The sequence below is a fragment of the Pseudomonas sp. 22072 genome (genome assembly GCF_052046095.1).
Lineage (GTDB): Bacteria > Pseudomonadota > Gammaproteobacteria > Pseudomonadales > Pseudomonadaceae > Aquipseudomonas > Aquipseudomonas paracarnis.
Map to the genome: position 1 here is coordinate 140,277 of NZ_JBQEQE010000009.1, position 23,287 is coordinate 163,563.

Consider the following 23,287-nt stretch of genomic DNA (forward strand, 5'->3'; position numbering starts at 1 on the left):
GACTGCGTAGCAGTCCCATTTTTGGGGCCGCTTCGCGCCCCAGCGGGAGCAAGCTCCCTCGCCACAGTTACCGATTCTGTATTAACTGACTGGCATTGGGGCAAGCCAGCTCCCACAGTTTTACAGGATCAAGCCGACGTGCGCAGGCGCGCCATGCTCAGGGTGTCGACAAACATACCGTCGCGCAGGGCGTAATCGCGCAGCCGCCCTTCCACTTCGAAGCCGAACTTGCGGTACAGGTTGTGCGCAGGCTCGTTGTCCGCGTAAACAGTCAGCTCCACACGGCGCAGGTTCATCCAGTTGTCGGCTACCTCCAACGCGGCCGCCAACAGCCGCGAACCGACGCCCTTGCCCTGCCACGCGGGCGCCACGCCCATCCCCAATGAGCCAACGTGGCTCTGGCGTACACGCAAGTACTGCTCAAGCCCCAATTGGCCAATCACCTCAGTGCCCTTCACCGCCACCAGCTGCAGGCGCCGCTCGTTATCCATCACCAGGCGCTTGCGCCACATCTCAACAGACTGAAAAGGCATTTGCAGCACCTGACGACAAACAGCCGGTTCGTTGTAGAGCGCGGCGACGCCCTCCAGGTGGGCCTCGGTAAAACGCTGGATCACGATAGACGGTTCAGGTGGGTGCATTGCATTTCATCCTTTGAAAGACAAGTGGCGGGCCAGTGTAGAGGCTAAGCGCCTGGCTGACGAGCCGGGAGTTTTCCCACTGGCCGACCAGCACCATCCTGCATCTGAACGATGGCGATCCATATGCGCAGCGCCGATACTCTGCCCAGGCCCTGCCCCGTCAACCCGACGCTTCGGCCTTCACCCTGTGACGAGAACAACAAAAAAAGTCCCACAGAGGAACACCCATGAGCCGTTTTGATCACTCGGGCCTGTTGCAGGCCTTCAGCACCCTGACCCTGGACCTGCAACGCCTGGCCCAACATCAGGACATCGAACACTTCCTGCGCCATGCCCTGGCACGCGTCAGCCAATTGCTGGCCTTCGACAGTGCCTGGTGGGGACGCTCGGCTGTCATCAACGGTCTGCCGCAAGAGCACAACAGCTACCTCTATCAGTTGCCACCCGACTACCTGGCGGACTGGCAGTCGATCCGCCATCTGGACGTTACCGTTGCACGGGTGCATGCCTCGCCTGGCGAGGCAGTGATTATCGATATGCGCGACCCCGCCAACGGCAGCGCCTTGAATTGGCTGGGGCAACGCCACGGCCTGGGTGAATTGCTGTGTGTGATCCATATCGACCCGCAAACCCACCTCAGTCACCACCTGACGCTCTACCGCCAGCCCACTGCGCCCACGTTCAACGCGCAGGATTGCCAGTTGCTCAATAACCTGATGCTGCATCTGGTGGCGGCGGTCTCGGCAAACCAGATTCGCACCTTGGTGGCCATGCGCGAAACCCTGGCCAGCCCGCGCAATCTGGCCCTGGCGGTGTGCGACCCCCGGGGTGTGTTGCAATGCGCCGAGCGCGGTTTTGTCGACCTGCTGCTCAGCGAATGGCCGCAATGGCGTGGCTCCACTCTGCCGGTGCTACTGGATGAGCGCGGGCATGACGGCAAGCGCATCCATATCCAGGCGTCACCGGTGGGCGACCAATTGCTGTTGGCCGCGCGTCTCAACCGCGCCCTGCCCCAGCTCAGCCCACGGGAAAACGACGTAGCCCAAGGGTTTGGCGAGGGCAAGACCTACAAGGAAGTGGCCCGCGACCTTGGCCTCTCACCCAACACCGTGCGTCACCATATCCGCGCCATCTACGCCAAGCTCGGCGTCAAGGACAAGGCGCGCATAGCGCACCTGGTGCACGCCCCGCCCGACTGACCCTGCCCGTTTCTCCCACGGTTTTGCCACGGTCGTTTTTTACGGTCTCGGGCTGCTGTTGCCCATTTTCCGGCCTTCTCTGACACGAGACGCTTCGCCATGACTTCCACACGCTTACGTAACCTGGCAGTGCTGTGCGCCAGCCTGTTCAGCCTCGACAGCCAGGCTGCCGACCTCAACGCCCGCGACTTTTTCGCCGCTCCACCAGGCACCCGCCTGGGTGTGCTGTACCTGCCCGCCACCCGTGCCGGCGATTTCCATGGCCCCGCCGACAGCACAGGCAAGGCTGACCTCAGGGTCAACGCCGTGGCTTACCGCCAGGTGTACTTCACCGACGCCTGCGGCACGTTGTGCACGCCGCAATTCATCTTGCCCTTTGCCGACATCAGCGCACGCCTGCCCGGCGCCAACCAGCGCAGCCGCGAGCGCGGCCTGGGCGATCCACAGGTGGGCGGCACGCTGTTTTTCGTCAACGACCCGGCTTCGCGCACTTACAGCGGCTTGTTGAGCCTGATCACCGTGCCGGTGGGTGAGTACCACAGTCAAAACCCGGACGTCTCTCCCGGTGCCAATCGCTGGGGCGCCACCTTTGTCTACAACTACACCCACGGCATCGGCGAAAACTGGGTACTGGAAGCCAACCTGGAAGCCCAGCTCTATGGTCGCAATGACGATTACTTTGGCAGCGAACTCAAGCAAGCCCCGCTGTATCGCCTGCAGGCTTTTGCCTCGTATGACTTCAGCGCCGCCACTTACGGTGCACTGCGCCTGATCCAGGCCGACGGTGGCGCCCTGCGCCTCGACAACCGCCGCCTCGACGACACCCACAAGCGCTACACCCAAGTCGGCTTCGAACTCGGGCATTGGCTCGACCGGCAGAACCAACTGATGGTCAGCCTTTCGCAAAGCGTTGCGGCTTCCAATGGCTATGCCGGCACCGAAGCGCTGTTGCGCCTGGTGCATGTGTTCTGACCCCTTTCCCTGGAGCTTGAAAATGCCCATTTCCAACCCTGCGATAACGGCACGGCTGGCAGCGATCGTGCTGTTTGCCGCCATCACCCCGACCATCCTGATGACAGCTCCCGCCGTGGCCGCGCAGTTGGCCAGCCAGTGGCAACTGAGCCCGGCGCGGATTGGCGACTTGTTTTCCGTGGAACTGGGCGCCATGAGCCTGGCGACCTTGCCCGCCTGGTGGTGGCTCAAGCGGGTCGACTGGCGCACCGCCGCCCGGGTCGCCGCGCTGCTGTTCATGGCCGCCAACCTGCTGTCGATGCTGGCCGACACCTACGCCGGACTGCTGGTGTTGCGCGCTGCCAGCGCCCTGGCCGGCGGCTCGCTGATGATCCTCTGCCTGGCCAGTGCGGCCACCACCGCCAACCCCAGCCGGGTCTATGGTGTGTGGGTGATGGGGCAGTTGATCGTCGGTGCCCTTGGCCTGGTGATGTTGCCTGGTTTGTTCGAACGATTTGGCTTGAATGCCTGCTACTTGATCCTGGCGGGGTTGATGGCTCTGCTGCTGCCATTGGCGCGGGCGTTTCCCGCCGGTAGCCCTGCGTTGCCCGCCAACCGCGCCCCGGTCTTGCCCGGTTCACGCTGGAAAGCCGCCCTGGGGGTTGGCGCGGTGCTGGCCTTTTACATCAGCCTGGGGGGCGTATGGACCTTTATCGGTGCCTTGGGCGCCAGTGCCGGGATTTCGGCGCAGCACGGCGGCGAAATCCTCGCCATCGCCACCGTGATGGGCATTGCCGGGGCCGCGAGCGCTTCACTGATCGGGGCCCGCTTGCCGCGTGGAGTGCTGTTGCTGCTGGGCTACCTGTTGATGGCGGCAGCGGTGCTCTTGTTGCTTGGCCAGCCCGCATTGCTGCGATTTGCCTTGGCGGCGCTGCTGTTCAAATTCACCTGGACCTTCATTCTGCCGCTGATCCTGGCCTGCCTGGCCGACCTCGATCACAGCGGCAAGCTGATGAACGCCTCCAACTTGGTCATCGGCGGCGGCCTGGCCATCGGCCCAGCGCTCGCCGGCCGCCTGATCGAGGCCAGCGGCGGGTTCAGCCTGTTGCTGCTCGGTGCAGCCGCTATCACCTTGCTGTCGCTGGTGATGATCATCGCCAGCCGTCCCCACTCCCCCACTGAACTGGAACCGGTATGAACCCAACCACCGCATTTTTCTTCGACGAAATTAGCCTGTGGCACAGCGCCGGCGCCCATGCGCTGACCCTGCCCGTGGGCGGCTGGGTGCAGCCGCCGGCCGGCAGCGGGCATGCCGAGTCGCCGGAGACCAAGCGCCGCTTGAAAAGCCTGTTGGATGTCTCCGGATTGAGCCGCCAACTACAACTGCGCAGCGCGCCGCCAGCCAGTGAAGAGGATCTGCTGCGCGTCCACAGCCGTGCCTATCTGCAGCGTTTCAAGGCCCTGAGCGATGCTGGCGGCGGTGAGCTTGGCCCCCAGGCACCGATCGGGCCGGGCAGCTACGAGATTGCGCAACTGTCCGCCGGACTGACCCTGGCCGCCGTCGACGCGGTGCTCAAGGGCCAGGTGCACAACGCCTATTCGCTGTCGCGGCCACCGGGGCATCACTGCCTGGCAGACAGCGCCATGGGCTTTTGCTTTCTCGCCAACATTGCCATTGCCATCGAGGCCGCCAAGGCCCGCAACGGACTGGGCAAAGTTGCCGTGATCGACTGGGATGTGCACCACGGCAACGGTACGCAGTCGATCTTCGAAGAACGGGCCGATGTGTTGACGATTTCCCTGCATCAGGACGGCTGCTACCCGCCTGGCTACAGCGGCGAGCAGGATCGAGGCCGCGGGGCCGGCGTGGGGGCCAACATCAATATTCCGTTGCCGCCAGGCAGTGGGCACGCCACCTATCTACACGCCATGGAACGCATCGTAGTGCCCGCGCTGGAGCGCTTCGAGCCGGAGTTGATCATCGTTGCTTGCGGTTATGACGCCAACGCCGTCGACCCGCTAGCGCGCATGTTGTTGCACAGCGAATCGTTCCGTCTGCTGACCCGCGCCCTGCGCCTGGCAGCCGATCGTTTATGTCAGGGCCGCCTGGTGCTGGTGCACGAAGGCGGCTACAGCGAAGCCTATGTACCGTTCTGCGGCCTGGCGACCCTGGAGGAATTGAGCGGCGTGCGCACAGCGGTGCTAGACCCGATGCTTGAGTTTGTGCAGTTGCAGCAACCCGGTGCGGCGCTGCAGGGGTTTCAAGAGCAGTGGGTGGAGCGGTTGGCGCGCGGGGTCAGCGAGTAGCTGCCAAACGCCACACCCGCGCAATGTCCGAGGCCCGCTCACGCAACAGGCGCGGCGCCTCGTGACAAGCCTGTTCCAGTGACATCGGACCCGATGGCAAAGCAAATGCTGCGTCCACACCCTGGGCATACATCTGCTCGTAGCCCTCGCCCAATGTCCCCGCAATGACGACCACCGGCACGCCCTGTCGCTGGGCAATGCGAGCCACGCCAAACGGGGTTTTGCCACGCAGGGTCTGGGCGTCGAAGCGGCCCTCGCCGGTAATCACCAGGTCGGCACCCCGCACCGCTTCATCCAGGCCAACCAGTTCAGCAACCACCTCGACCCCTGGACGAAACTGGGCGGCGAGGAACGCCTTGGCAGCAAAGCCCAGTCCACCGGCTGCACCACTGCCGGGTTCGTCGCGCACATCCTTGGGCAGCACCTGGGCGCAATGGTCAGCGAAGTGCCCAAGGGCCGCGTCCAGTTGTGCCACCTGCTCGGGGCTCGCGCCTTTTTGCGGGCCGAAAATCGACGAGGCACCGTGGGGGCCGCACAGGGGATTGTTGACGTCGGCGGCGATTTCAAAACGCACCTGTGCCAGGCGCGGGTCCAGTTGTTCGAGGCTGATATGGGCCAGGCTCGCCAACGCCAACCCACCCGCCGGCAGTGGCTGGCGTTCGCTATCCAATAGCTGCACGCCAAGGGCCTGCATCGCCCCCGCGCCGCCATCGTTGGTAGCACTGCCACCAATCGCCAGGATGATGCGCTGCGCCCCGGCATCCAGCGCGGCGCGGATCAACTCGCCGGTGCCATAGGTGGTACTGGAACAGGCGTCGCGCTGCCCCGGCGCGACGAGTTGCAAACCACTGGCCTCGGCCATCTCGATCATCGCGGTATGGCTGTCGGCCAACCATCCCCAACGCGCTTCGACGCTGTCGCCCTGCGGGCCTCGGACCGTGTGCCGGCGCAATTGCCCCTTACATGCTGCGAGCACCGCATCCACCGTGCCTTCACCGCCATCGGCCATCGGGCATTGAAGCACGTGCGCATCAGGCCAGACCTCGGCCCACCCCTCGGCAATCGCCTGGGCGACACCTGCGGCACTCAGGCTGTCTTTGAACGAGTCGGGGGCGATCACGATTTTCATGGGCTTTCTCCGGTTTTTATAACGCCCATGCTGCCAGTTGGCTGGGGCAATGACGCGGGGCCGATGCACAAGTGTGGGGCGGGTTTGTTGTTCATTTCTACAATGCCCGTTGTAGGCGCGAGCTTGCTCGCGAAAGACCGGAACGCGCCGCGGTGAATCCGGCAACCTGCGTTATCGTTGACGTTTTTCGCGAGCAAGCTCGCTCCTACAGGGGGTGGGGCAGCAGTTGGACGCCCAGGTACAAGGCAAGCATCCCATCTAGCGTCAGCGGGTCTACGCCGCTGAGTTCAGCTATGCGCTCCATGCGGTAACGCAGGCTGTTGCGGTGAATGCCCAAGGCGTCGGCACACGCCTGGCTTTGCCCATCGTGCTCGCACCAACTGCGCAACGTGGCAAGCAGTTGCCCGTTGCTGTCCTTGGCCAACACTTTGCGCAACGGGTTGAGCAATTCGTCCAGGGCGTCGTCGTTGCGATGACGCCACAGCATCACCGGCAGGCGATAACGGTTGAGGGTCAACAGGCGTGATTGCGGCAGGATATCGCGGCCATAAGCAAGCAGATCACCCACCCGCCGATAGCAGCGGCGCAGTCCCGCCAAGCCCTCCGCTTGCCCGCCGATGGCCACGCGCAGGACGTTCCAACCCAGGCCGTCGAGCTTTTCCAGCAAGCGGGGGTTATCGACCTGCACCCCAGCAGGTCGGCACCACAGCAAGGAAAACTGCGCAGAGCTGACGCACCAACTGTCGGGGTAGCGGCTGGCGAGCCAGGCGCTCAGGGCCTCCGCCGTTTGGCCCGGGCCCAGTTCAAACAGGTATGGCGTGCGCGCCAGTTGTGGCTTGAGCCCCAGTTGCTGGGCTTCGTCCACCAGGCGCGGGGAGTCGCCGCTGTCGGCCAACAGCAGGGCCAGCAGATCATCGCAACGCTGGCGCCGCCATTGTTGTTCGGCTTGCTGGTGGCGTTGGCTGACCAGCATTTCAGCGGTCATGCGCACCAGTTCGGCATAGGTGCGTAACCCATCCGGCTCGCCGGTGATACCCAGTACGCCAATCAGGCGCTGATCATGCAGCAGCGGCAGGTTGATGCCTGGTTGCACACCCTTTAGATGCTTGGCGGTCTGCCCGTCGATTTCCACCACCCGCCCATTGGCCAACACTAGCTGGGCACCTTCATGGCGGGTATTGATACGCTCCGGCTCGCCGCTGCCCAGGATCAAGCCCTGGCTGTCCATGACATTGACGTTATGGGGCAGGATTGCCATGGTGCGATCGACAATCTCCTGCGCCAGGGCATGATCCAGCTCGAACATGGGGCTAATTTCCTGAAAAAGGTTGTTCACCAGCACAGCGCAAAGATGGCTTGACTGTGCGCCGGCACAAAGACAGTTGGCCATCACGTCACCGAGACTGTCAGGGCGGTCAACGTTACCCTCGCACCGCGAAAAATCATAATAAAGAGAGAATCCCATGTCACAGAGCGCCACTGCCGCACTGGCCAGCGATGACGATAAAAACGCCATCTACAAGCGCATTACCCTGCGCCTGATCCCCTTCATTTTTATCTGCTATCTGTTCAATTACCTCGACCGGGTAAACGTTGGCTTTGCCAAGCTGCAGATGCTCGACGCGTTGAAATTCAGTGAAACCGTATACGGCCTGGGAGCCGGGATTTTCTTTATCGGCTACGTGCTATGCGGCGTGCCGAGCAACCTGGCGCTGACCCGGTTTGGCCCGCGGCGCTGGATCGCGTTGATGATGATCGTGTGGGGTACGCTCTCCACATGCCTGCTGTTTGTGACCACGCCCACGCATTTCTACACCCTGCGCCTGTTTACCGGTGCCGCTGAAGCGGGCTTCTTCCCCGGCGTGGTGTTGTACCTTTCGCAGTGGTTTCCGACCTTCCGTCGTGGGCGAATCATGGCACTGTTCATGTCGGCGATCCCGGTGTCCGGTTTGCTCGGCAGCCCGTTTTCCGGCTGGATTCTCAATCACTTTGCCGCAGGCCAAGGTGGCTTGGCGGGCTGGCAGTGGATGTTCCTGCTGCAAGGCATCCCGACCGTGATCCTCGGCGCCCTCGCCTACTTCCTGCTCAGTGACAGCTTCGCCAACGCCAAGTGGCTCAAACCCCACGAGCGTGCGGTACTGGAAGCGGACCAGGCCACAGACCTGGCTAACAAGCCGAAAACCACCAGCGACTCCCTGGCCGAAGTGTTCAAGAACCCGGCGATCTGGGCATTCGGCCTGATCTACTTCTCCATCCAGAGTGGTGTGTATGCGATCAACTTCTGGCTGCCGTCGATCATCAAGAACATGGGCTTCAGCGACAACCTGGTGATTGGCTGGCTCAGCGCGATTCCGTATCTATTGGCGGCGGTGTTCATGTTGCTGGTGGGCCGCTCCGCCGACCTGCGCAAGGAGCGCCGCTGGCATTTGGTGGTGCCGATGTTGATGGGCGCCATTGGCCTGGTGATCGCCGTTAACTTCGCCACTACGCCCGCTATCGCCATTCTCGGCCTGACCATCGCCACCATGGGCGCCCTGACCGGCCTGCCGATGTTCTGGCCGGTGCCCACCGCCATGCTCAGCGCGGGTGCGGCGGCGGGTGGCTTGGCGTTGATCAACTCCATGGGGCAGATGGCGGGTTTTCTCAGCCCGTATATCGTGGGTTTTGTGAAGGATGCCACCGGGTCTACGGATGTGGCGTTGTACCTGCTGGCGGCGGTGATTGTGGGCGGCAGTGTTCTTGCATTGCGGATGACGCGCACGCTCAAGGCCTGACGCCTTCAACGTGGGAGGGATCTGCTCCCTCCCACTTGGACCATGTATTTACAACAGGCCGCCACCGTCGATATCAACCACCGCACCGGTCATAAAGCCATTTTCCATGGCCAGTACATACCCCGCCGCCACTTCTTCAGCCTGCCCCACCCGCCCAACCGGCAACCCTTGGCCCGCCTTGGCAAACATTGCCAAGCGTTGCTCTTGGCCAAGCCCTGCATAGGCCGGTGTGTCTATCACCCCAGGGCTGATCACATTGACTCGACGCGGCGCCAGTTCTTTGGCCAGTTGTTTGCCCAAGGCCTCGGTCGCAGCGTTAATGCCCGTCTTGATGAACTGCCCTGCCGCCAACTTGCGCCCCAACTGGCCCGAGGTCAGGGTGATGCTGCCCTGTTCGTGCAAAAAGGGCAGCGCGTGTTGAATGGCGCGTAGTGCGCCCCAGAGCTTCACATCGAAGTTGTCCTGGGCTTCATCCAGGTCTGTTTCAATCAAAGGCTTGGCCCGCACCGAAGGCCCCGAGGTGTAGACCAGATGGTCAAAGCGCCCCACGGTTTCGAACAGTTGCGTTAACGAGGCGCTGTCGGTGACGTCCACCGGCTCGCTGCGCAGCCCGCTGTCGGAACCTGGCGCCAAGCGGCGCCCGGCCACGATCACATGCGCGCCTCGCGCCAAGGCTGCCTGGGCCACTGCCGCGCCGATACCGCTGCTGCCGCCGATGACGATGATGGTTTTACCGCTCAGAGAAGAGGTCATGAGAAAACTACCTGGGTCAGAAAGTGAGCGTTCATCTTCCCAGCTTGGTAATCGATGAAAAATCCGGGTAAAACGACAAGATCTTTAAAGGATTTTTATCAATGAGCTCCATTCTCGACCTTGAAGTCTTCGTGCGCAGCGCCGACACCGGCAGCCTGACGGCCGCCGCCCGGGGCCTTGGCCTCACGCCGGCGGCGGCCAGCATTGCCCTCAAGCGCCTTGAAACCCGCCTCGGCATCCGCCTGCTCGCCCGCTCCACCCGCAGCATGCGCCTGACCGAAGAAGGCCGGCGTTACCTGGACAGTGTGCGGGTGGCACTGGAGGCGCTGTCGGACGGCGAGCACGCCATCAAGCAACAGGGCCAGAGCCTCAGTGGTTTATTGCAGTTGGCCGCGCCCTCGGACTTTGGTCGCAATGTGCTGCTGGGCTGGCTGGATGAGTTCAAGCTGGAGCACCCCACCATCCGTCTGCAACTGTTGCTCAACGACAGCAATGCCGACTTGTTTCGCGACACGGTCGACATCGCCTTGCGCTTTGGCGTGCCTAGAGACTCCAGCCTGGTGGCCCTGCCGGTGGTGCCCGATCACCATCGCATTGCCTGCGCCAGCCCCGACTACCTGGCGCGCCACGGTACTCCGCATACGCCCGAAGATTTGGCCCACCACAGCACGCTGCGCTATATGCGCCGGGGCCAGGCCAATAGCACCTGGTATTTCCGCCAGGGGGCGTTGCTTCAAGAAGTCGAGGTGAGCGGTGACTACCTCAGCGATGACGGCGAGATTGTCCGCCGCTGGGCGTTGGCGGGGCATGGCATTGCCTATAAGGCCAACCTGGATGTGGCCCGTGATATCCAGGCTGGGCGGTTGGTACCCTTGCTACCCGACTGGCAAGGCGAACCCTCGCCGTTCAACCTGATGTGCCCGCACCGCCTGCAAGTGTCGGAACGCGTGAAAGTGCTGCACCGTTTTTTACAGGCCCGCTGCCTGACTTTGCTACGCACATGAAGAAATGCCCCCAGGGCTTGTTCCAGAGCGCTCGGGTCTGGTATTGCATCACTTACATTTGCGTGAGGAGCTTTGCATGAATTACCACACATTGGGCCAGTCCGGGTTAAAGGTCAGCGCTCTGACCCTCGGCACCATGATGTTTGGCGAACAGACCAGCACCGAAGATTCGCTGCGCATCATCGACAAGGCCTGGGACCAGGGCATCAATTTCATCGACACGGCGGACCTGTATACAGGCGGGCGCTCCGAGGAAATCGTCGGCGAGGCGATTGCACGCAACCGCCAGGACTGGGTGGTGGCCTCCAAGGTCGGCTTCGGCCCTACCGACGGCGTGCCCAACCGCAGCGGTTTGAGCCGCAAGCGTCTGTTCAACGCGCTGGACGCCAGCCTGGCACGCCTGGATACCGACTACCTGGACATCTACTACCTGCACCGCGAAGACCACGACACGCCGTTGGAGGTCACCGTGTCCGCCATGGGAGATCTGATCCGCCAGGGCAAGGTCCGCTATTGGGGCCTGTCCAACTACCGGGGTTGGCGCATCGCTGAAGTGATTCGCGTGGCCGAACGCCTGGGCGTCGATAAACCCATCATCAGCCAGCCGTTGTATAACATCGTCAATCGCCAGGCCGAGGTCGAGCAGATCACCGCTGCAGCGGCCTACGGCCTGGGAGTGGTGCCGTACAGTCCACTGGCCCGAGGGGTCCTCAGCGGCAAGTACGCACCGGATGTCACGCCCGAGGCCGGCAGCCGTGCCGCGCGCCAGGATAAACGCATCCTGGAAACCGAGTGGCGAATTGAATCACTGCGCATTGCCCAGCAGATCCAGCAATACACCCAAGGGCGTGGCGTGGGGATCGTCGAGTTCGCAATCGCCTGGGTGCTGAACAATGCGGCGGTAAGCTCGGCGATTGTCGGGCCACGGACCGAGGCGCAGTGGGACGCCTACACCGGGGCGCTGGCGGTGAAGATCAGCGCTGAAGACGAGGCGTTCATTGATTCGCTGGTCACGCCGGGGCATTCGTCCTCGCCCGGCTTCAACGATGTCGGGCATTTTGTATCCGGTCGATTGGCACGCCTGTAGACTACCCGCGCAATAATTGGCTTTCGCGAGGACAACGTGTCTAAAGGTGTGGTGTTATCGGTCTTGGCTTCGGTGTTGTTTGCCGTGATGTATTACTTCACATCACTGCTAACGCCCTTGAGTGGCCTGGAGATTTTCGGCTGGCGCATGTTGCTCACCGTGCCCTGCATGACGGTGTTCATGCTTGTCAGCGGCGAGTGGCGCCGGGTTTGGGAACTGCTGCGCATGCTCGCGGCCAAGCCACGGCTGATCGGCGGCGTACTGGTGTCGTCGGCCTTGCTCGGTGTGCAGCTGTGGTTGTTCATGTGGGCGCCACTGAACGGGCGCAGCCTGGATGTGTCGGTCGGTTACTTCCTGCTGCCGCTGACCATGGTGCTCACCGGGCGCCTGGTGTGGGGCGAACAGCTTTCCTACCTGCAAAAGATCGCGGTTTTTTTTGCCGGGCTCGGTGTACTCAACGAGTTATACCAGGCCGGTGGGTTCTCCTGGGCGACGCTGGTGGTGATCATCGGTTACCCGCTGTACTTTATCGTGCGTAAATACCTCAAGACCGACCACCTGGGCGGCCTGTGGCTGGACATGGCGCTGATGCTGCCGGTGGCATGGTGGTTTGTGCAAAGCGGCGAACAGGGCTTTGCAGTGATGGATGCCCACCCCAATTTGTATGCGCTGATCCCGATACTGGGTCTGATCAGCGCTTCGGCGTTGGTGAGCTATATCATCGCCAGCCGGCTGCTTGCGTTCAGCCTGTTCGGGCTGCTCAGTTATGTCGAGCCAGTGCTGTTGCTGGTGGTGGCGCTGCTGCTGGGTGAAGGGATCAAGGCAGGCCAATGGCTGACCTACATCCCGATCTGGATCGCGGTCATGGTGCTGGTGTTCGAAGGGTTCAAGCATCTGGTGCGGCAGCGTAGGGTTTGACCGACGAACAGTCGACAAACTGCAACTGTGCTTGATGATGTTGAGTAGCCCCATCATCATCCAAGGTGGTGAACTGTAATTGCGGGCCGGATAGGTCGCCGCTAGGCAACTCAGGTATCGCAACCCGTGCAGTAGCATAAGGTGCAACCATCGGCGGATCTTCGCTGTGATGCTCCACACCACCGAGTGTCAGAACCACACCAGACAAGGTCACGTGATACGCCGTGGGGTTGAGCACCTCCAACCCCACGTCGTCCCCTCGGCTTAGGCACCATTGAAGCGCATGAACCACGTCCTGTACCTTTCCCGGCAATTGGGCGGGCCGGAGGAAAAGCTTGATCCGCGTACGAAAGGCAAATTGCAGGGCGTTGGTTTCATCGGATGCCTCAACGCTCGGTCTGATTGCCAATACGTTCAGCCAGTACACCGACTCCCGGTCTGCCACCTGTTTTGGCGTTTGATCATGCATGATCCGCAAGGCGCGCCCGGTACCCGCGTTCATACGGGCGATGGGTGGCGTAATCGTGAACGGCACATCACTGTTCTCGGGTGCCGCCATCGCATCGCCATCATCGATCCACGCTTGCACTAGGCGCGGACCGTCAGCCTCATTGTGCAGATTGACCACCACCGTGCGTGCGGTAACCGGGTAGATGACACGCGTGCGGTCAATCACGATTTCGCCCTGCACGGCGATTGCCTGCAAGCTCATCAGCACGCCCAGGCCCCCGCGCCAAAGCGCGCTGCTCATCGGTAGCTCATTGTGAATGACGCCAACCCGTTCGCGCTGCCGGGACGGATCGAGGAGGCGGTCTGGATATAACGTGCGGTCAAAGGGATCTGGACAGTCGCATTGCCAGTACTGCCAACCAGCCACTGATTCGGGTTCCCAATCGTCGTGGAGTCAGCCCCATAGCGCACCAGCGTGTTCCCCCGTAGTAATTGCAGAGCAACGCCACTGGCCATAGAGGTACGGGTCAAGGACAGTACATCGCTGCGATTAGCCGGCACGGTCTGGTCTGTCACCGTCACAAATACGTCACGCGTTGCCCCGCCGATGCCACCCGCACATGACAGTGTGATATTGCGGGTCACGCTGCCGGCGAAACTGCCCACGCCGCGAAAATCACGAGCAGCCACGGCCGGCATAGGCATGGCGACCGAAGGTGTTGAGACCCTGCAGGTGGGTTTTCGTGGCGCATTGATGGTGACGTTGGAGAAGTTCACTGCGTAATAGCCAGCGCCGGTGATGGGCGTGCCGGTGATCGTATACCTTGCAATGTTTCTGGCGGTGATCGTGCCACCCGTTATGGCGCCTGTGGCGACAAAATAAATTCGGGTATCAAGCCCAAGGACGATGGGCCTTGCTCTGGCATCTCCAACAATGAGTGTGACACCTGCCGTGTTGATGGCCATGAACGGCCGGTTCGGGTCCCTCGCCATCAGGGCAAACCCCACCCCAGGCACATTGGTGGCATACACTGGCATTGAAAGCCCGCTAGCGAAAAATGTCCGGCCCGTCGGCGTGCTATTGACCAGTGCCAGCCTGGCCTGTGCCCCTAAAGCAATTCGTGTGGTACACCGAAGCGCGGACGATGGAGGACTGTCGAAGCGATAGCCGTTGGCGGACCCGACCACCTGCCCGATTTGCTGCCCGGCCGCAACCGTGATCGGGGGAATGGAAATATTCACCGCCGGGCCGGGGGCACAGGTGATCGCTTGAGCTTCCAGCGCCACCATCCATCCTCCCAGCACCACGCTGGCAAGTGAAAACCTAGTCATGAAAACAACACCTCTGTCATATCGAATAAGTCATGCGCCGCAACAGTCATCCATCGGCACTCACTCATAGCTGCCCCGCAACCTGGCGCCCTTGGCTTGCCACGCACACCCCCTGAAGGTAATCGGTAGTGGCCTGTCGTTGGCCCTCGGTGATCGGCGGCATGTGGTAGTAGATATCGCACTGCTCGGCGATTTTGCTGCCCCACTTGACGGTCAGACGACCTTCCTGCGGGATGTCTCGGACGAAGGCTTTACTGGCCTGCCCCACCACGCCTACCTCACGCCCTTGCGCATCAAATACCTGTGCTGCAAATGGCAGCGGGCTGCCATTCTCGTGGACGCCCTTGACCAGTACCGCCCGACCACTGAGCGTGTCGAACTTGACCAGCGATACTGCGCCCGAGGTCGGTACGACGTTGCGCGTCGACTCCTGGAGCTCTACATCCATCGACATGCCTTCCGGATCGATTTCCACCGTATTATTCTGGAACGCCGTCAGATTGGGCACGACAGCGAACCCGCTGCTGTTGACCCGTGCACCGCTGCTCCCCCCGAGCCTGGCCCCTTCTGCACCTGGCACATGCACCAGCGCCGAGGCTTCGCCTAGGCTTTGCGAGAACGCGATACCTTCGGCATGAACGACCACCCCACCATCGGCGCCAAACGAAAGCTGCGAGCTATCGCGGCTCTGGCTATATCCGGCACGCAGTTGGGTGGCATCCGTGCGATAGCCGGCATAGGTGTTGAACTGGCCGGAGTGCGTGCTTTCACTGGTTGCGCGGCTGGCTGAAACACCGTAGTTGAGTGCGGTGTCCTCGCCCAGGAACCCGTTGATGCCCACCTGCTGCTGGCTGCCCCGTGTATCACCGGTGTCCCGGGAGAACGAAGTATTGATCGTCGGCGCTCGCGATTCGCCCCCCAGCGGCATCGACAGTGTGAGCATGTAGCGGTTATCGATACGCCCGGGTTGGCCGATACGCCCGAAAAACACATCGTCGCTGAGCTCGCTTTGGGTCAGTTGTCGCGTGTCCTGGACCCTGGAGCGCTGTGCCGACAGGTTCCAGTTGACCTTGTTCCAGGTCGAGCCATAGCTGGCGGTGAATGAAACCTGGCGCCCTTCCTGTCCTCCCCAATAGTCGACGGAGCTGCCGTACAAGCTCAAGGTGCCGATACCCAACTGCTGGCTGACTGTCATGTCGAGCCGGCTTTTTTGCCGGGCATAGCTGTTGATGTCACCTGCCCGGCTCGCGATTTCGCGCACATTCAGTGCATCCTGCAGGTTCAGGTAACCCTCGGTGGAGAACCGATACGCACCCAGCGCAAAATGCGTACCCGAGGCAGGCAGGCTTTTGTTGTAACCCAACCCCAGGCTTTGCCCGGACTGGCGCCCATGATCGGGCACCTCGGTATGGGAGGTGGCAGTGTCCAGAGAGAACGCACCGAAGGACGTATTCAACGCGATACCGAGCTTTCCCTGTTCATAGCCTTTGGAAACACTACCGCCACCGTAGACCGTCAGATCATCGGTCAAACCGTGCTGCAAAGTGCCTTGAAAGACGTTGGCGCCCTTCGCATCAACGCCCTTTTGCTGCACCTTACCCAAGGTGGCGCTGTACTTTGTCGCGTCGGCGCGCAATAACTGCGGGGCCACCGAGTACGGCACGACGAAGGTGTTCCGACGCCCGTCGACTTCGGTCACGCTGACGATCAAATCACCACCGTAGCCGGTGGCATGCAGGTCACTGATAACAAAGGGGCCGGGCGGCACCGTGGTCTCATAAATGGTGTAGCCGTTCTGGCTGACCGTGACCGTTGCATTACTGTCGGCCGTCCCCCGAACCTGCGGTGCGTAACCTTGCTGCGTCTGCGGGCGCATCCGGTCGTCGGTGGCCAGAGTGACGCCCCGCACGCGCACCCCGTCGACAATCTGTCCGTTGCTGAAGGTGTCTCCGAGGGTCAGTTGTGACTGCCAGGGGATGATGCTGCGCTGTACATAAGTGGACGTGTTCTGATAAGTCTCAAAGCCAGTGCGGTTGCTCCAGGCCTGGGCGCCCTGATGTCGCAAGCGCCATGCACCCAGGTTGATACCGGCATTGAGGCCCAGGTAAGTACGACCGTCACCTTCACCTGCGGTGACCGTATTGGTACTGAAGTTGTAATTGAGCAGCCCGGCGGCAATGCCCTCATCCAACAACTCGGGGTCAATGTAGCCGCGCATGGAACGCTTCATGTAGGCCTGCGGCACGCTGGCCGCCAACTCGAGTGCACCCGGATCGAACGTGCTGGATGCCATCGGAATCCACTGCCCCAGGTCGCCGCAGTACTGGCCGGCGGCGGCAGGGTTCGAGAGTTCGCGCCCATGGGCATCAGTATCGACTTTATCCATCGCGATACCGATTTTTTCCAATACTTCACGACTCAAGCACGGCTGCGCCCCGGTCTTTGCATGGGCCGCAACAAACTCCACCTCCCTGCGCCCCAGGGTCTGGCCGTTGACTACGATATCTACGCGGTATATGCCAGGGCTCATCTGGTTGCTGGTATTGAACCGTGACGTGTCAACCGATGACGCCAGGCCACTGGAGAATGCGTTCAGATCAAAGCTCAACTCAGACGCAAGCGCGACATCGCTGGCGATCACGGCCGCACTCATCAGACCGCCCAGCATTATCGTGCGATGCTGGAATGGCAAAATCGGGGCGCAGCGATGCACCCGTACTTGGATGTGACTAGGCATAGTTATGACTTCAGTGGACGCTGAGAAATGTACGTTTGCTTGCCATCAGCAACGTTTCGGGGCCGCGTTCAGCGGTGCAATACAGCAGGCTGCGCGGATGAAAAGCCGCCGAAATCGTTGATATAAGTGAAATCCACCCGCGCATCGGCGGGTATTACCTTCGCGGCTTTCGGCACCGGCACCTTCAACGTGCCTCCTGGCTCCACCATGCCCTCCGTCAGGGACAGTTTTTCCGCTTCGGGACCAGAGCCCATGAGCAGGACAATGTCGTTGAAGGTGACGTGATACGCCGAGGGGTTATGCACCTGTATCACGCTGCCTTGGGCGCCCCGTTCCACGGACCAGCGCAACAGCCCAGGCGCCTCCTCGGGTGTTCCAGATAACTGCGCCGGACGAAAAAACACTTTGGTGCGGATACGAAACGCAAACTTGAAGTGATTCCGCTGGCTGTCTTCAAGCGTGGGGTCAAACTCACTGGTAGCGCCAGGCACTTCAAGTACGTTCAACCAGAACAGCGACTCTCTATCCGTCGGCAGCGGTGCCTTGGTGTAGGACAGGCGCATGGACTGACTTTTGCCGGCGTCCAGGCGAAATACCGGAGGAGACAGGACGAAAGGCACATCGCTCAGTGTCGGCGCTTCCTGCGCGTCACCCGCGTCCAGCCACGCCTGGACCAGGCGGGGCGCGTGTTTGTCATCATTGGTTACTCGCACGGTGACCTCACGTCGCGGCTCGGGGTAAATCTGTCGCGTACCGTCGATAACCACTCCCGCGTGTACCGTGTGCGATGCCATCCCCAAGGCCAGGCTCAGCGCGACCCGCACCACACGACGACTCAAGATCATCAGTAAATCCTGCATCAGGTAATCCTTGAAAACGGTTGTCCTGCGCCCGACCACTGGGTCGAGCGAGGATCTCAGGCAACAAACGCAGTGGTCATCAGCCTGGCTGCATCAAGGAAAGGTGACCGAGTACTGCACGCTGCTGGTGACATTGCCCGCGCCTGCCGCTCCGCCGTTGGCGATGTAGCGTGCGTAAAACGGCAAGGTCGCCAGACCACTGGTAACGGTGGCAACGGTCGAGTTATTACCTGTGCGCAAGTCCATTGGCGTGTTGGAAGCCCCATCGAGAATTTGTACCTCTACCCGGGAGGCGGGTGTCGCCGTTGCCGTGTTACGCAGGTTGCCGGTTGCCGGGTTGATGCCAGGGCTGGTCGGTTCATAACGTACGGCGACCTTGGTACCGTCCGGGCACCCGCCCGAGCCGCCCACATACACAAAGTAGCGCTTGGCGCCTGCCGTATCGCCTGCTGCCTTGAGAGCCGAGGTTTGTACGCGGTCAAGCACTACCGGAAAGTTAGCGCCTGAGCCTGGCGAGGCCCCGGTACCGCCGCTGATGGTGCAGGTGGTGCCACTGACCGAGCCGGTGATCGTGATGGTACCGTCTGCCGCATGCGCGGAGCTGGCAGCGAAGCCGCACAAAGCGAGCACTGCAGCCGCCAGAGTTTGTTTTGTCATAATCAGTCTTTCCTCACAATTGGGGTTCGCGAAACGCAAGGTTGCGACACAGGAGAAGATCAGCTCTTGCGTCACTCCTGAGTGGAAGCCATGACGACGCCGTTCCCCTGCCCCGAGGATTTGTCTGTTACAAGATCGGTCGGACCTGTTTGGCAGGCAAAAAAAGGCTCCGTACCTTTCGATACGGAGCCTGTGCTTGAAGCGCCGGAACAGCCTGCCCGGCCTCACATGGATCAGTCGGCGGTCAATACGCCACGACGCACCTGGTCGCGCTCGATCGACTCGAACAGTGCCTTGAAGTTGCCCTCGCCAAACCCATCGTCGCCTTTGCGCTGGATGAACTCGAAGAACACCGGGCCCATCAGGGTTTCCGAGAAGATCTGCAACAGAAGACGCTTGTCACCGGCAATCGACGAGCCGTCCAGCAGGATGCCGCGCGATTGCAACTGGTCCACTGGTTCACCGTGGTTCGGCAGGCGGCCTTCGAGCATTTCGTAATACGTGTCTGGCGGCGCCGTCATGAAGCGCATGCCGATCTTCTTCAGCGCATCCCAGGTCTTGACCAGGTCGTCGGTGAGGAACGCGACGTGCTGGATACCCTCACCGTTGAACTGCATCAGGAACTCTTCGATCTGCCCGGCACCCTTGGACGACTCCTCGTTCAACGGGATACGGATCTTGCCGTCCGGCGCGCTCATGGCCTTGGAGGTCAGGCCGGTGTACTCGCCCTTGATATCGAAATAACGCGCTTCGCGGAAGTTGAACAGCTTCTCGTAGAAGTTGGCCCAATAGATCATGCGCCCGCGATAGACGTTGTGGGTCAGGTGGTCGATGACCTTCAGGCCAGCGCCTACCGGGTTGCGATCAACACCTTCGAGGTAGACGAAGTCGATGTCGTAGATCGAGTTGCCTTCGCCGAACCGGTCGATCAGGTACAACGGCGAACCGCCAATGCCTTTGATCGCCGGCAGGTTCAGCTCCATCGGGCCGGTGTCGATGTGGATCGGCTGGGCGCCCAGCTCCAGGGCACGTTTGTAGGCCTGTTGCGAGTCCTTGACGCGGAACGCCATGCCGCACACCGACGGGCCATGCTCGGCCGCGAAGTAAGAAGCGAGGCTATCGGGTTCGTTGTTGAGGATCAGGTTGATCTCGCCCTGGCGATACAGGTGCACGTTCTTGGAACGGTGGGTCGCCACTTTGGTGAAACCCATGATCTCGAAGATCGGCTCCAGGGTGCCTGGGGTGGGCGATGCAAATTCGATGAATTCAAAGCCCATCAGGCCCATTGGGTTGTCGAGTTGGTCGGTCATGTTCGGTGCCTCATCATTCTTGTGGGTAGCAATTGTTTAGTTGCAAGCAAGGATGAGGCTGGAGGGTGGCGCACAAGAAAGGCCTCGCACGCTGCGGGCGAGGAAGTCACCAAAGATGAGGGGGGAGCCAAGTAGCTTCATGGTGTCATCAGTCTCTGACGGCCGAGGCTTGCGTGAGCGCAAGTCCATATTCTTGTATGCGTAAACTGATTCTACACAGCGTAACCAGGTTTGTCCGTACTCTTATCAAATCCCCATTGCCCTGCCCCGCGCAAGGGGTTTGTTGCACAGGTAGATGCCCAACAGGATGACCGCGCCACCCGCCAGCATCGGCACCGTCAAGGCTTCGTCCAGCAGCAACGCGCCACATATCACCGCTGTCAGCGGGTTGAGGGCGATGAACACCCCGGAGCGGGTCGCGCCGATTCGCCGGATGCCGTCGTAGTAACCAATATAGGCCAGGGCCGAACCCAGCACACCCAGGTACAGCAGGCTGTACCACTGCGCCAGCTGCAGCGCGCTGAAACCTTGCAGCGTCAGCCGACCGGTGGCGAGGGTGGCAAGGGTCAACATCAGCGTACCCCACAGCACCGACCAAGTGACGGTTTGCACCGGACCCAACGTCTGGTTGAGTTCCCGGGACAGCAGCGAATAGGCCCCCCAGGCCATTACGCAGCCTAGGATCAACAGGTCACCGATCCAAGCGTTGCGGGCCCCCTGCATGAGGTTGGGATTGCGGCTCACGATCACCACAGCCGCCCCCACCAGGCACAGCCCGATACCCAGCCACTTGGCCCGGCCCAGGCGCTCCTTGAACAACAACCAGGACGCCAGGCCGATCACTGCCGGGTTCAATGCCACGATCAAGGACGCCCGCGACGCATTGATGTAGTGAAGGCCATAGAAAAAACACAGGTTGTAGAAAAAGATGCCGCATAGGCCCAGCAGTACCAGCCGCGCCATTTGCCCTGTAGTTGGGCGCGCCAGTGGGATGCGCGCGCAGGCCAGGAACAGCAGCAACGCGAGGCTGGCCAGGATAAACCGCAGGCAGGCCGCGAGCAGCGGGTCCACGTGATCGGCCAGAAAGCGCCCGGCGACGAAGGTCCCGCCCCAGATCATGGTGACAGCGGCCAGCTTCAGGTAAGTGAGGCCTTCGCGGGCATGCATAAGAATGTGCTCAACGTGAGAAAGGATGGGACTATTCTTTTACTAATGATTTGTCATCGTAAAACAAGGCTTTACTCATGACCCTGACTCAGCTGGAAATCTTCTCCTTGGTCGCCGAACTCCGAGGCTTCACCAGTGCGGCGCATCGCCTGGGCATCAGCCAATCGGCGGTGTCCCATGCGATCAAGGCCCTGGAGCAGGAACTGGGGGTAGAGTTGTTTCGCCGGCACCAGACCCTGGTGGAACTGAGCGATATCGGCGCGCAGTTACTTGGGCGCGCACGGGGCATGCTGGGCCTGGCCAACACCTTGCAGCAGGAAGCCGCCGATGCCCGCGGGATGAAGCGCGGGACATTGCGTATAGGGTCGTTCGGCCCCACCGCTTCGAACCGTTTGCTACCGACCATTCTCAGCCACTTTCGAAGGGACTATCCGGGTATCGAGGTGCATGTAGACGAAGGGCCGGACCGGCAGGTCATTCAATGGCTGGATCAGCGCCGGGTGGATGTGGGCTTCGTGGTACTGGAGCAGGAACGCTTCGACACCGTGGCCCTGCTCGAAGACCAACTGGTGGCGCTGATACCGGTCGGCCATGCCTTGGCGGCAAGCAGGGCGGTACCTTTGAAAGCGTTGTGCGATGACCCGTTCATCCTGACCGAGGCAGGCTCAGCAGAGCTGGTCACGCGTTTGTTTGGTGACGCGCAGTTGCAACCTAAAGTGCGTTATCGCTGCACTCAGCTACTCACTACCCTGGAAGCTGTCAGCCGCGGCGACGGCCTGAGTATCGTGGCCCAGGGCTCACTGCCGGCCGATGCCGACCAGCGCTACGTTGCCCGCCCGTTGTCGCCGGGCGTACCGCGCCGCATAGGCCTGGCGGTGCTGGATCGCCGCCAGGCCTCTCCCGCAACCCTGGCGTTTATCGCACTGGCGCAAACGCTGTACCCTGATCCCGGGGCTCACCGGTAACTCAGGGTAAACGAGGCCAGGCCGTTGGCGGTCCCAGGCTTGATGGTCGACGCGGTCTGAACGTAACGGGCGGTCAAGGGAATCGTCAGGGTGCCGTTGCCCGTGTTTGCGACCTGCCATTGGTTCGGGTTGCCCACGCCGGAGGAATCGGGCCCATAGCTTACCAACCGATCGCCATTGAGCAATTGCAGGGCGACGCCACGGGCGTGCGAGTTGCGGGTCAAGGACAACTGGTTACTGCGGTTGCCGGGTTCCGTCTGGTCAGTCACGGTGATCCATACATTCAGGATGCCGCCGGTGCCGCCGGCACAATCCAGGGTTATGTCGCGACTAACGCTGCCGGCGCTGCTGCCGACTCCCTTGAAATCACGGCTGGGCACCTGCCCCAGCGGCATTGCAAGCGACGGCGTGGTCACCCGGCAAGTTGGCTTTTGCGGCGGCAATATCACCGTATCGGCGAAGTTGACCGAGGCAGCGCCGGGGCTTTCGATATTGACATTGGTCAGCATATACCTGGCGACTGTGTTCCCAGGGATGGTGCCCGAGGTGATCGGGCCCGTCGCCACCAGATACACGCGCCCTTGCAGGCCCCAGCCATTGGGTTTGTTGTGCTTGGTGTCCAACAGCGTGACGCCGGTGTGGGTGATGACCTTCAAATGCTGGGACGGATCCCCGGCCATCATGACGAACCCGACGCCAGGGTAGCTGGTCGCATAGACCGGCAACGTCAGCCCATTTGCGTTGAACGTCATGCCGGTCGCCGGCGAATTGACCACGCTGAGGTTGGCCGACACCGGCTGCGACAATGGCCAGTCGGTGTAGCGGCACCGCATGACAAAGCCATTGCCGGCGAAGTCATAGCCACTTGGGTAGCCAATCGCCTCGCCCACCTGCAGGTTGTCAGGCAGGGTGATGGGCGGGACGAACAGCGTCACCGGGGCTTGGGGGGTGCAGACGCCTGCATTGAAATGCGCCTGTGCGTCCATCGCGACTGCGCAAATACTCAAGCACACGCCAATCTGTAAAAACCTGAACATAAATTGCCG

The 23,287-nt window shown here is 61.5% G+C and carries 21 protein-coding genes; 9 read left to right on the plus strand and 12 right to left on the minus strand.

Annotated features, from left to right (window positions below):
* Positions 1-128 precede the first annotated feature (128 nt).
* The gene (locus ACTJLA_RS12095; RefSeq protein ID WP_054898451.1) at positions 129-641 is read right to left on the minus strand and encodes a GNAT family N-acetyltransferase; all 513 of its coding nucleotides are present in this window, start codon (positions 639-641) and stop codon (positions 129-131) included.
* 227 nt (positions 642-868) lie between these two features.
* Here ACTJLA_RS12095 and ACTJLA_RS12100 point away from each other — a divergent pair, with 227 nt between their 5' ends.
* The 4 genes from ACTJLA_RS12100 (at position 869) to ACTJLA_RS12115 (ending at position 5,098) form a co-directional block, all read left to right on the plus strand.
* Complete coding sequence (locus ACTJLA_RS12100) at positions 869-1,840, plus strand: helix-turn-helix transcriptional regulator (protein ID WP_314543476.1); 972 nt, start codon at positions 869-871, stop codon at positions 1,838-1,840.
* A 99-nt stretch (positions 1,841-1,939) separates the two neighbouring features.
* Positions 1,940-2,812 carry a transporter gene (locus ACTJLA_RS12105; RefSeq protein WP_127881541.1) on the plus strand — a complete coding sequence of 291 codons (873 nt, stop codon included), beginning with the start codon at positions 1,940-1,942 and terminating at the stop codon, positions 2,810-2,812.
* A 22-nt stretch (positions 2,813-2,834) separates the two neighbouring features.
* Positions 2,835-3,989, plus strand: coding sequence for an MFS transporter (locus ACTJLA_RS12110; RefSeq protein WP_314543471.1), 1,155 nt, complete (start codon positions 2,835-2,837; stop codon positions 3,987-3,989).
* On the plus strand, positions 3,986-5,098 hold the full coding sequence (locus ACTJLA_RS12115) for a class II histone deacetylase (RefSeq protein WP_259284269.1): 1,113 nt from the start codon (positions 3,986-3,988) through the stop codon (positions 5,096-5,098). Before ACTJLA_RS12110 ends, ACTJLA_RS12115 begins: the two co-directional genes overlap by 4 nt.
* Here the strand turns inward: ACTJLA_RS12115 and ACTJLA_RS12120 are convergent.
* The gene (locus tag ACTJLA_RS12120; protein ID WP_314543465.1) at positions 5,088-6,227 is read right to left on the minus strand and encodes a glycerate kinase; all 1,140 of its coding nucleotides are present in this window, start codon (positions 6,225-6,227) and stop codon (positions 5,088-5,090) included. The genes ACTJLA_RS12115 and ACTJLA_RS12120 overlap by 11 nt on opposite strands.
* 205 nt (positions 6,228-6,432) lie before the next feature.
* Positions 6,433-7,533 (minus strand): sugar diacid recognition domain-containing protein, encoded by a 1,101-nt coding sequence (locus tag ACTJLA_RS12125; RefSeq protein ID WP_034127476.1) that lies wholly within the window; start codon positions 7,531-7,533, stop codon positions 6,433-6,435.
* Positions 7,534-7,690: 157 nt separating this feature from the next.
* Between ACTJLA_RS12125 and ACTJLA_RS12130 the strand changes: the two genes are divergently transcribed.
* Complete coding sequence (locus ACTJLA_RS12130) at positions 7,691-9,001, plus strand: MFS transporter (protein WP_440841317.1); 1,311 nt, start codon at positions 7,691-7,693, stop codon at positions 8,999-9,001.
* 48 nt (positions 9,002-9,049) lie between these two features.
* Here the strand turns inward: ACTJLA_RS12130 and ACTJLA_RS12135 are convergent, their stop codons facing one another.
* Positions 9,050-9,754 carry an SDR family oxidoreductase gene (locus ACTJLA_RS12135; protein WP_054898443.1) on the minus strand — a complete coding sequence of 235 codons (705 nt, stop codon included), beginning with the start codon at positions 9,752-9,754 and terminating at the stop codon, positions 9,050-9,052.
* A gap of 101 nt (positions 9,755-9,855) precedes the next feature.
* Here ACTJLA_RS12135 and ACTJLA_RS12140 point away from each other — a divergent pair, with 101 nt between their 5' ends.
* From ACTJLA_RS12140 to rarD, 3 genes are all read left to right on the plus strand, one after another.
* A complete protein-coding gene (locus tag ACTJLA_RS12140) occupies positions 9,856-10,758 on the plus strand; it encodes a LysR family transcriptional regulator (protein ID WP_057975870.1) in 903 nt (300 codons plus the stop codon).
* A gap of 76 nt (positions 10,759-10,834) precedes the next feature.
* Positions 10,835-11,845 carry an aldo/keto reductase gene (locus tag ACTJLA_RS12145; RefSeq protein WP_314543459.1) on the plus strand — a complete coding sequence of 337 codons (1,011 nt, stop codon included), beginning with the start codon at positions 10,835-10,837 and terminating at the stop codon, positions 11,843-11,845.
* A gap of 36 nt (positions 11,846-11,881) precedes the next feature.
* Positions 11,882-12,763 carry an EamA family transporter RarD gene (rarD, locus tag ACTJLA_RS12150; protein ID WP_034127481.1) on the plus strand — a complete coding sequence of 294 codons (882 nt, stop codon included), beginning with the start codon at positions 11,882-11,884 and terminating at the stop codon, positions 12,761-12,763.
* On the opposite strand, the gene ACTJLA_RS12155 is transcribed toward rarD, so the two are convergent.
* From ACTJLA_RS12155 to ACTJLA_RS12185, 7 genes are all read right to left on the minus strand, one after another.
* Entirely contained in the window at positions 12,732-13,514 is a 783-nt protein-coding gene (locus ACTJLA_RS12155) for a fimbrial biogenesis chaperone (protein ID WP_052199965.1), read from the minus strand. The genes rarD and ACTJLA_RS12155 overlap by 32 nt on opposite strands.
* Positions 13,511-14,545: a fimbrial protein gene (locus ACTJLA_RS12160; RefSeq protein WP_080757688.1), complete on the minus strand. Its 1,035-nt coding sequence runs from the start codon at positions 14,543-14,545 to the stop codon at positions 13,511-13,513. The genes ACTJLA_RS12155 and ACTJLA_RS12160 overlap by 4 nt, the downstream gene beginning before the upstream one ends.
* Positions 14,546-14,609: 64 nt before the next feature.
* Positions 14,610-17,282, minus strand: coding sequence for a fimbria/pilus outer membrane usher protein (locus ACTJLA_RS12165; protein ID WP_060764754.1), 2,673 nt, complete (start codon positions 17,280-17,282; stop codon positions 14,610-14,612).
* Positions 17,283-17,350: 68 nt separating this feature from the next.
* On the minus strand, positions 17,351-18,142 hold the full coding sequence (locus tag ACTJLA_RS12170; RefSeq protein WP_233097356.1) for a fimbrial biogenesis chaperone: 792 nt from the start codon (positions 18,140-18,142) through the stop codon (positions 17,351-17,353).
* A gap of 93 nt (positions 18,143-18,235) precedes the next feature.
* The gene (locus ACTJLA_RS12175; protein WP_034127482.1) at positions 18,236-18,799 is read right to left on the minus strand and encodes a fimbrial protein; all 564 of its coding nucleotides are present in this window, start codon (positions 18,797-18,799) and stop codon (positions 18,236-18,238) included.
* Between the two features lie 233 nt (positions 18,800-19,032).
* Complete coding sequence (hppD, locus tag ACTJLA_RS12180) at positions 19,033-20,109, minus strand: 4-hydroxyphenylpyruvate dioxygenase (RefSeq protein ID WP_034127483.1); 1,077 nt, start codon at positions 20,107-20,109, stop codon at positions 19,033-19,035.
* A gap of 246 nt (positions 20,110-20,355) precedes the next feature.
* Positions 20,356-21,276, minus strand: coding sequence for a DMT family transporter (locus ACTJLA_RS12185; protein WP_054898439.1), 921 nt, complete (start codon positions 21,274-21,276; stop codon positions 20,356-20,358).
* A gap of 77 nt (positions 21,277-21,353) precedes the next feature.
* Here ACTJLA_RS12185 and ACTJLA_RS12190 point away from each other — a divergent pair, with 77 nt between their 5' ends.
* Positions 21,354-22,241: a LysR family transcriptional regulator gene (locus ACTJLA_RS12190; protein ID WP_197900231.1), complete on the plus strand. Its 888-nt coding sequence runs from the start codon at positions 21,354-21,356 to the stop codon at positions 22,239-22,241.
* Here ACTJLA_RS12190 and ACTJLA_RS12195 read toward each other — a convergent pair.
* Entirely contained in the window at positions 22,232-23,278 is a 1,047-nt protein-coding gene (locus ACTJLA_RS12195) for a fimbrial protein (protein ID WP_143517021.1), read from the minus strand. The genes ACTJLA_RS12190 and ACTJLA_RS12195 overlap by 10 nt on opposite strands.
* Positions 23,279-23,287: the final 9 nt, after the last annotated feature.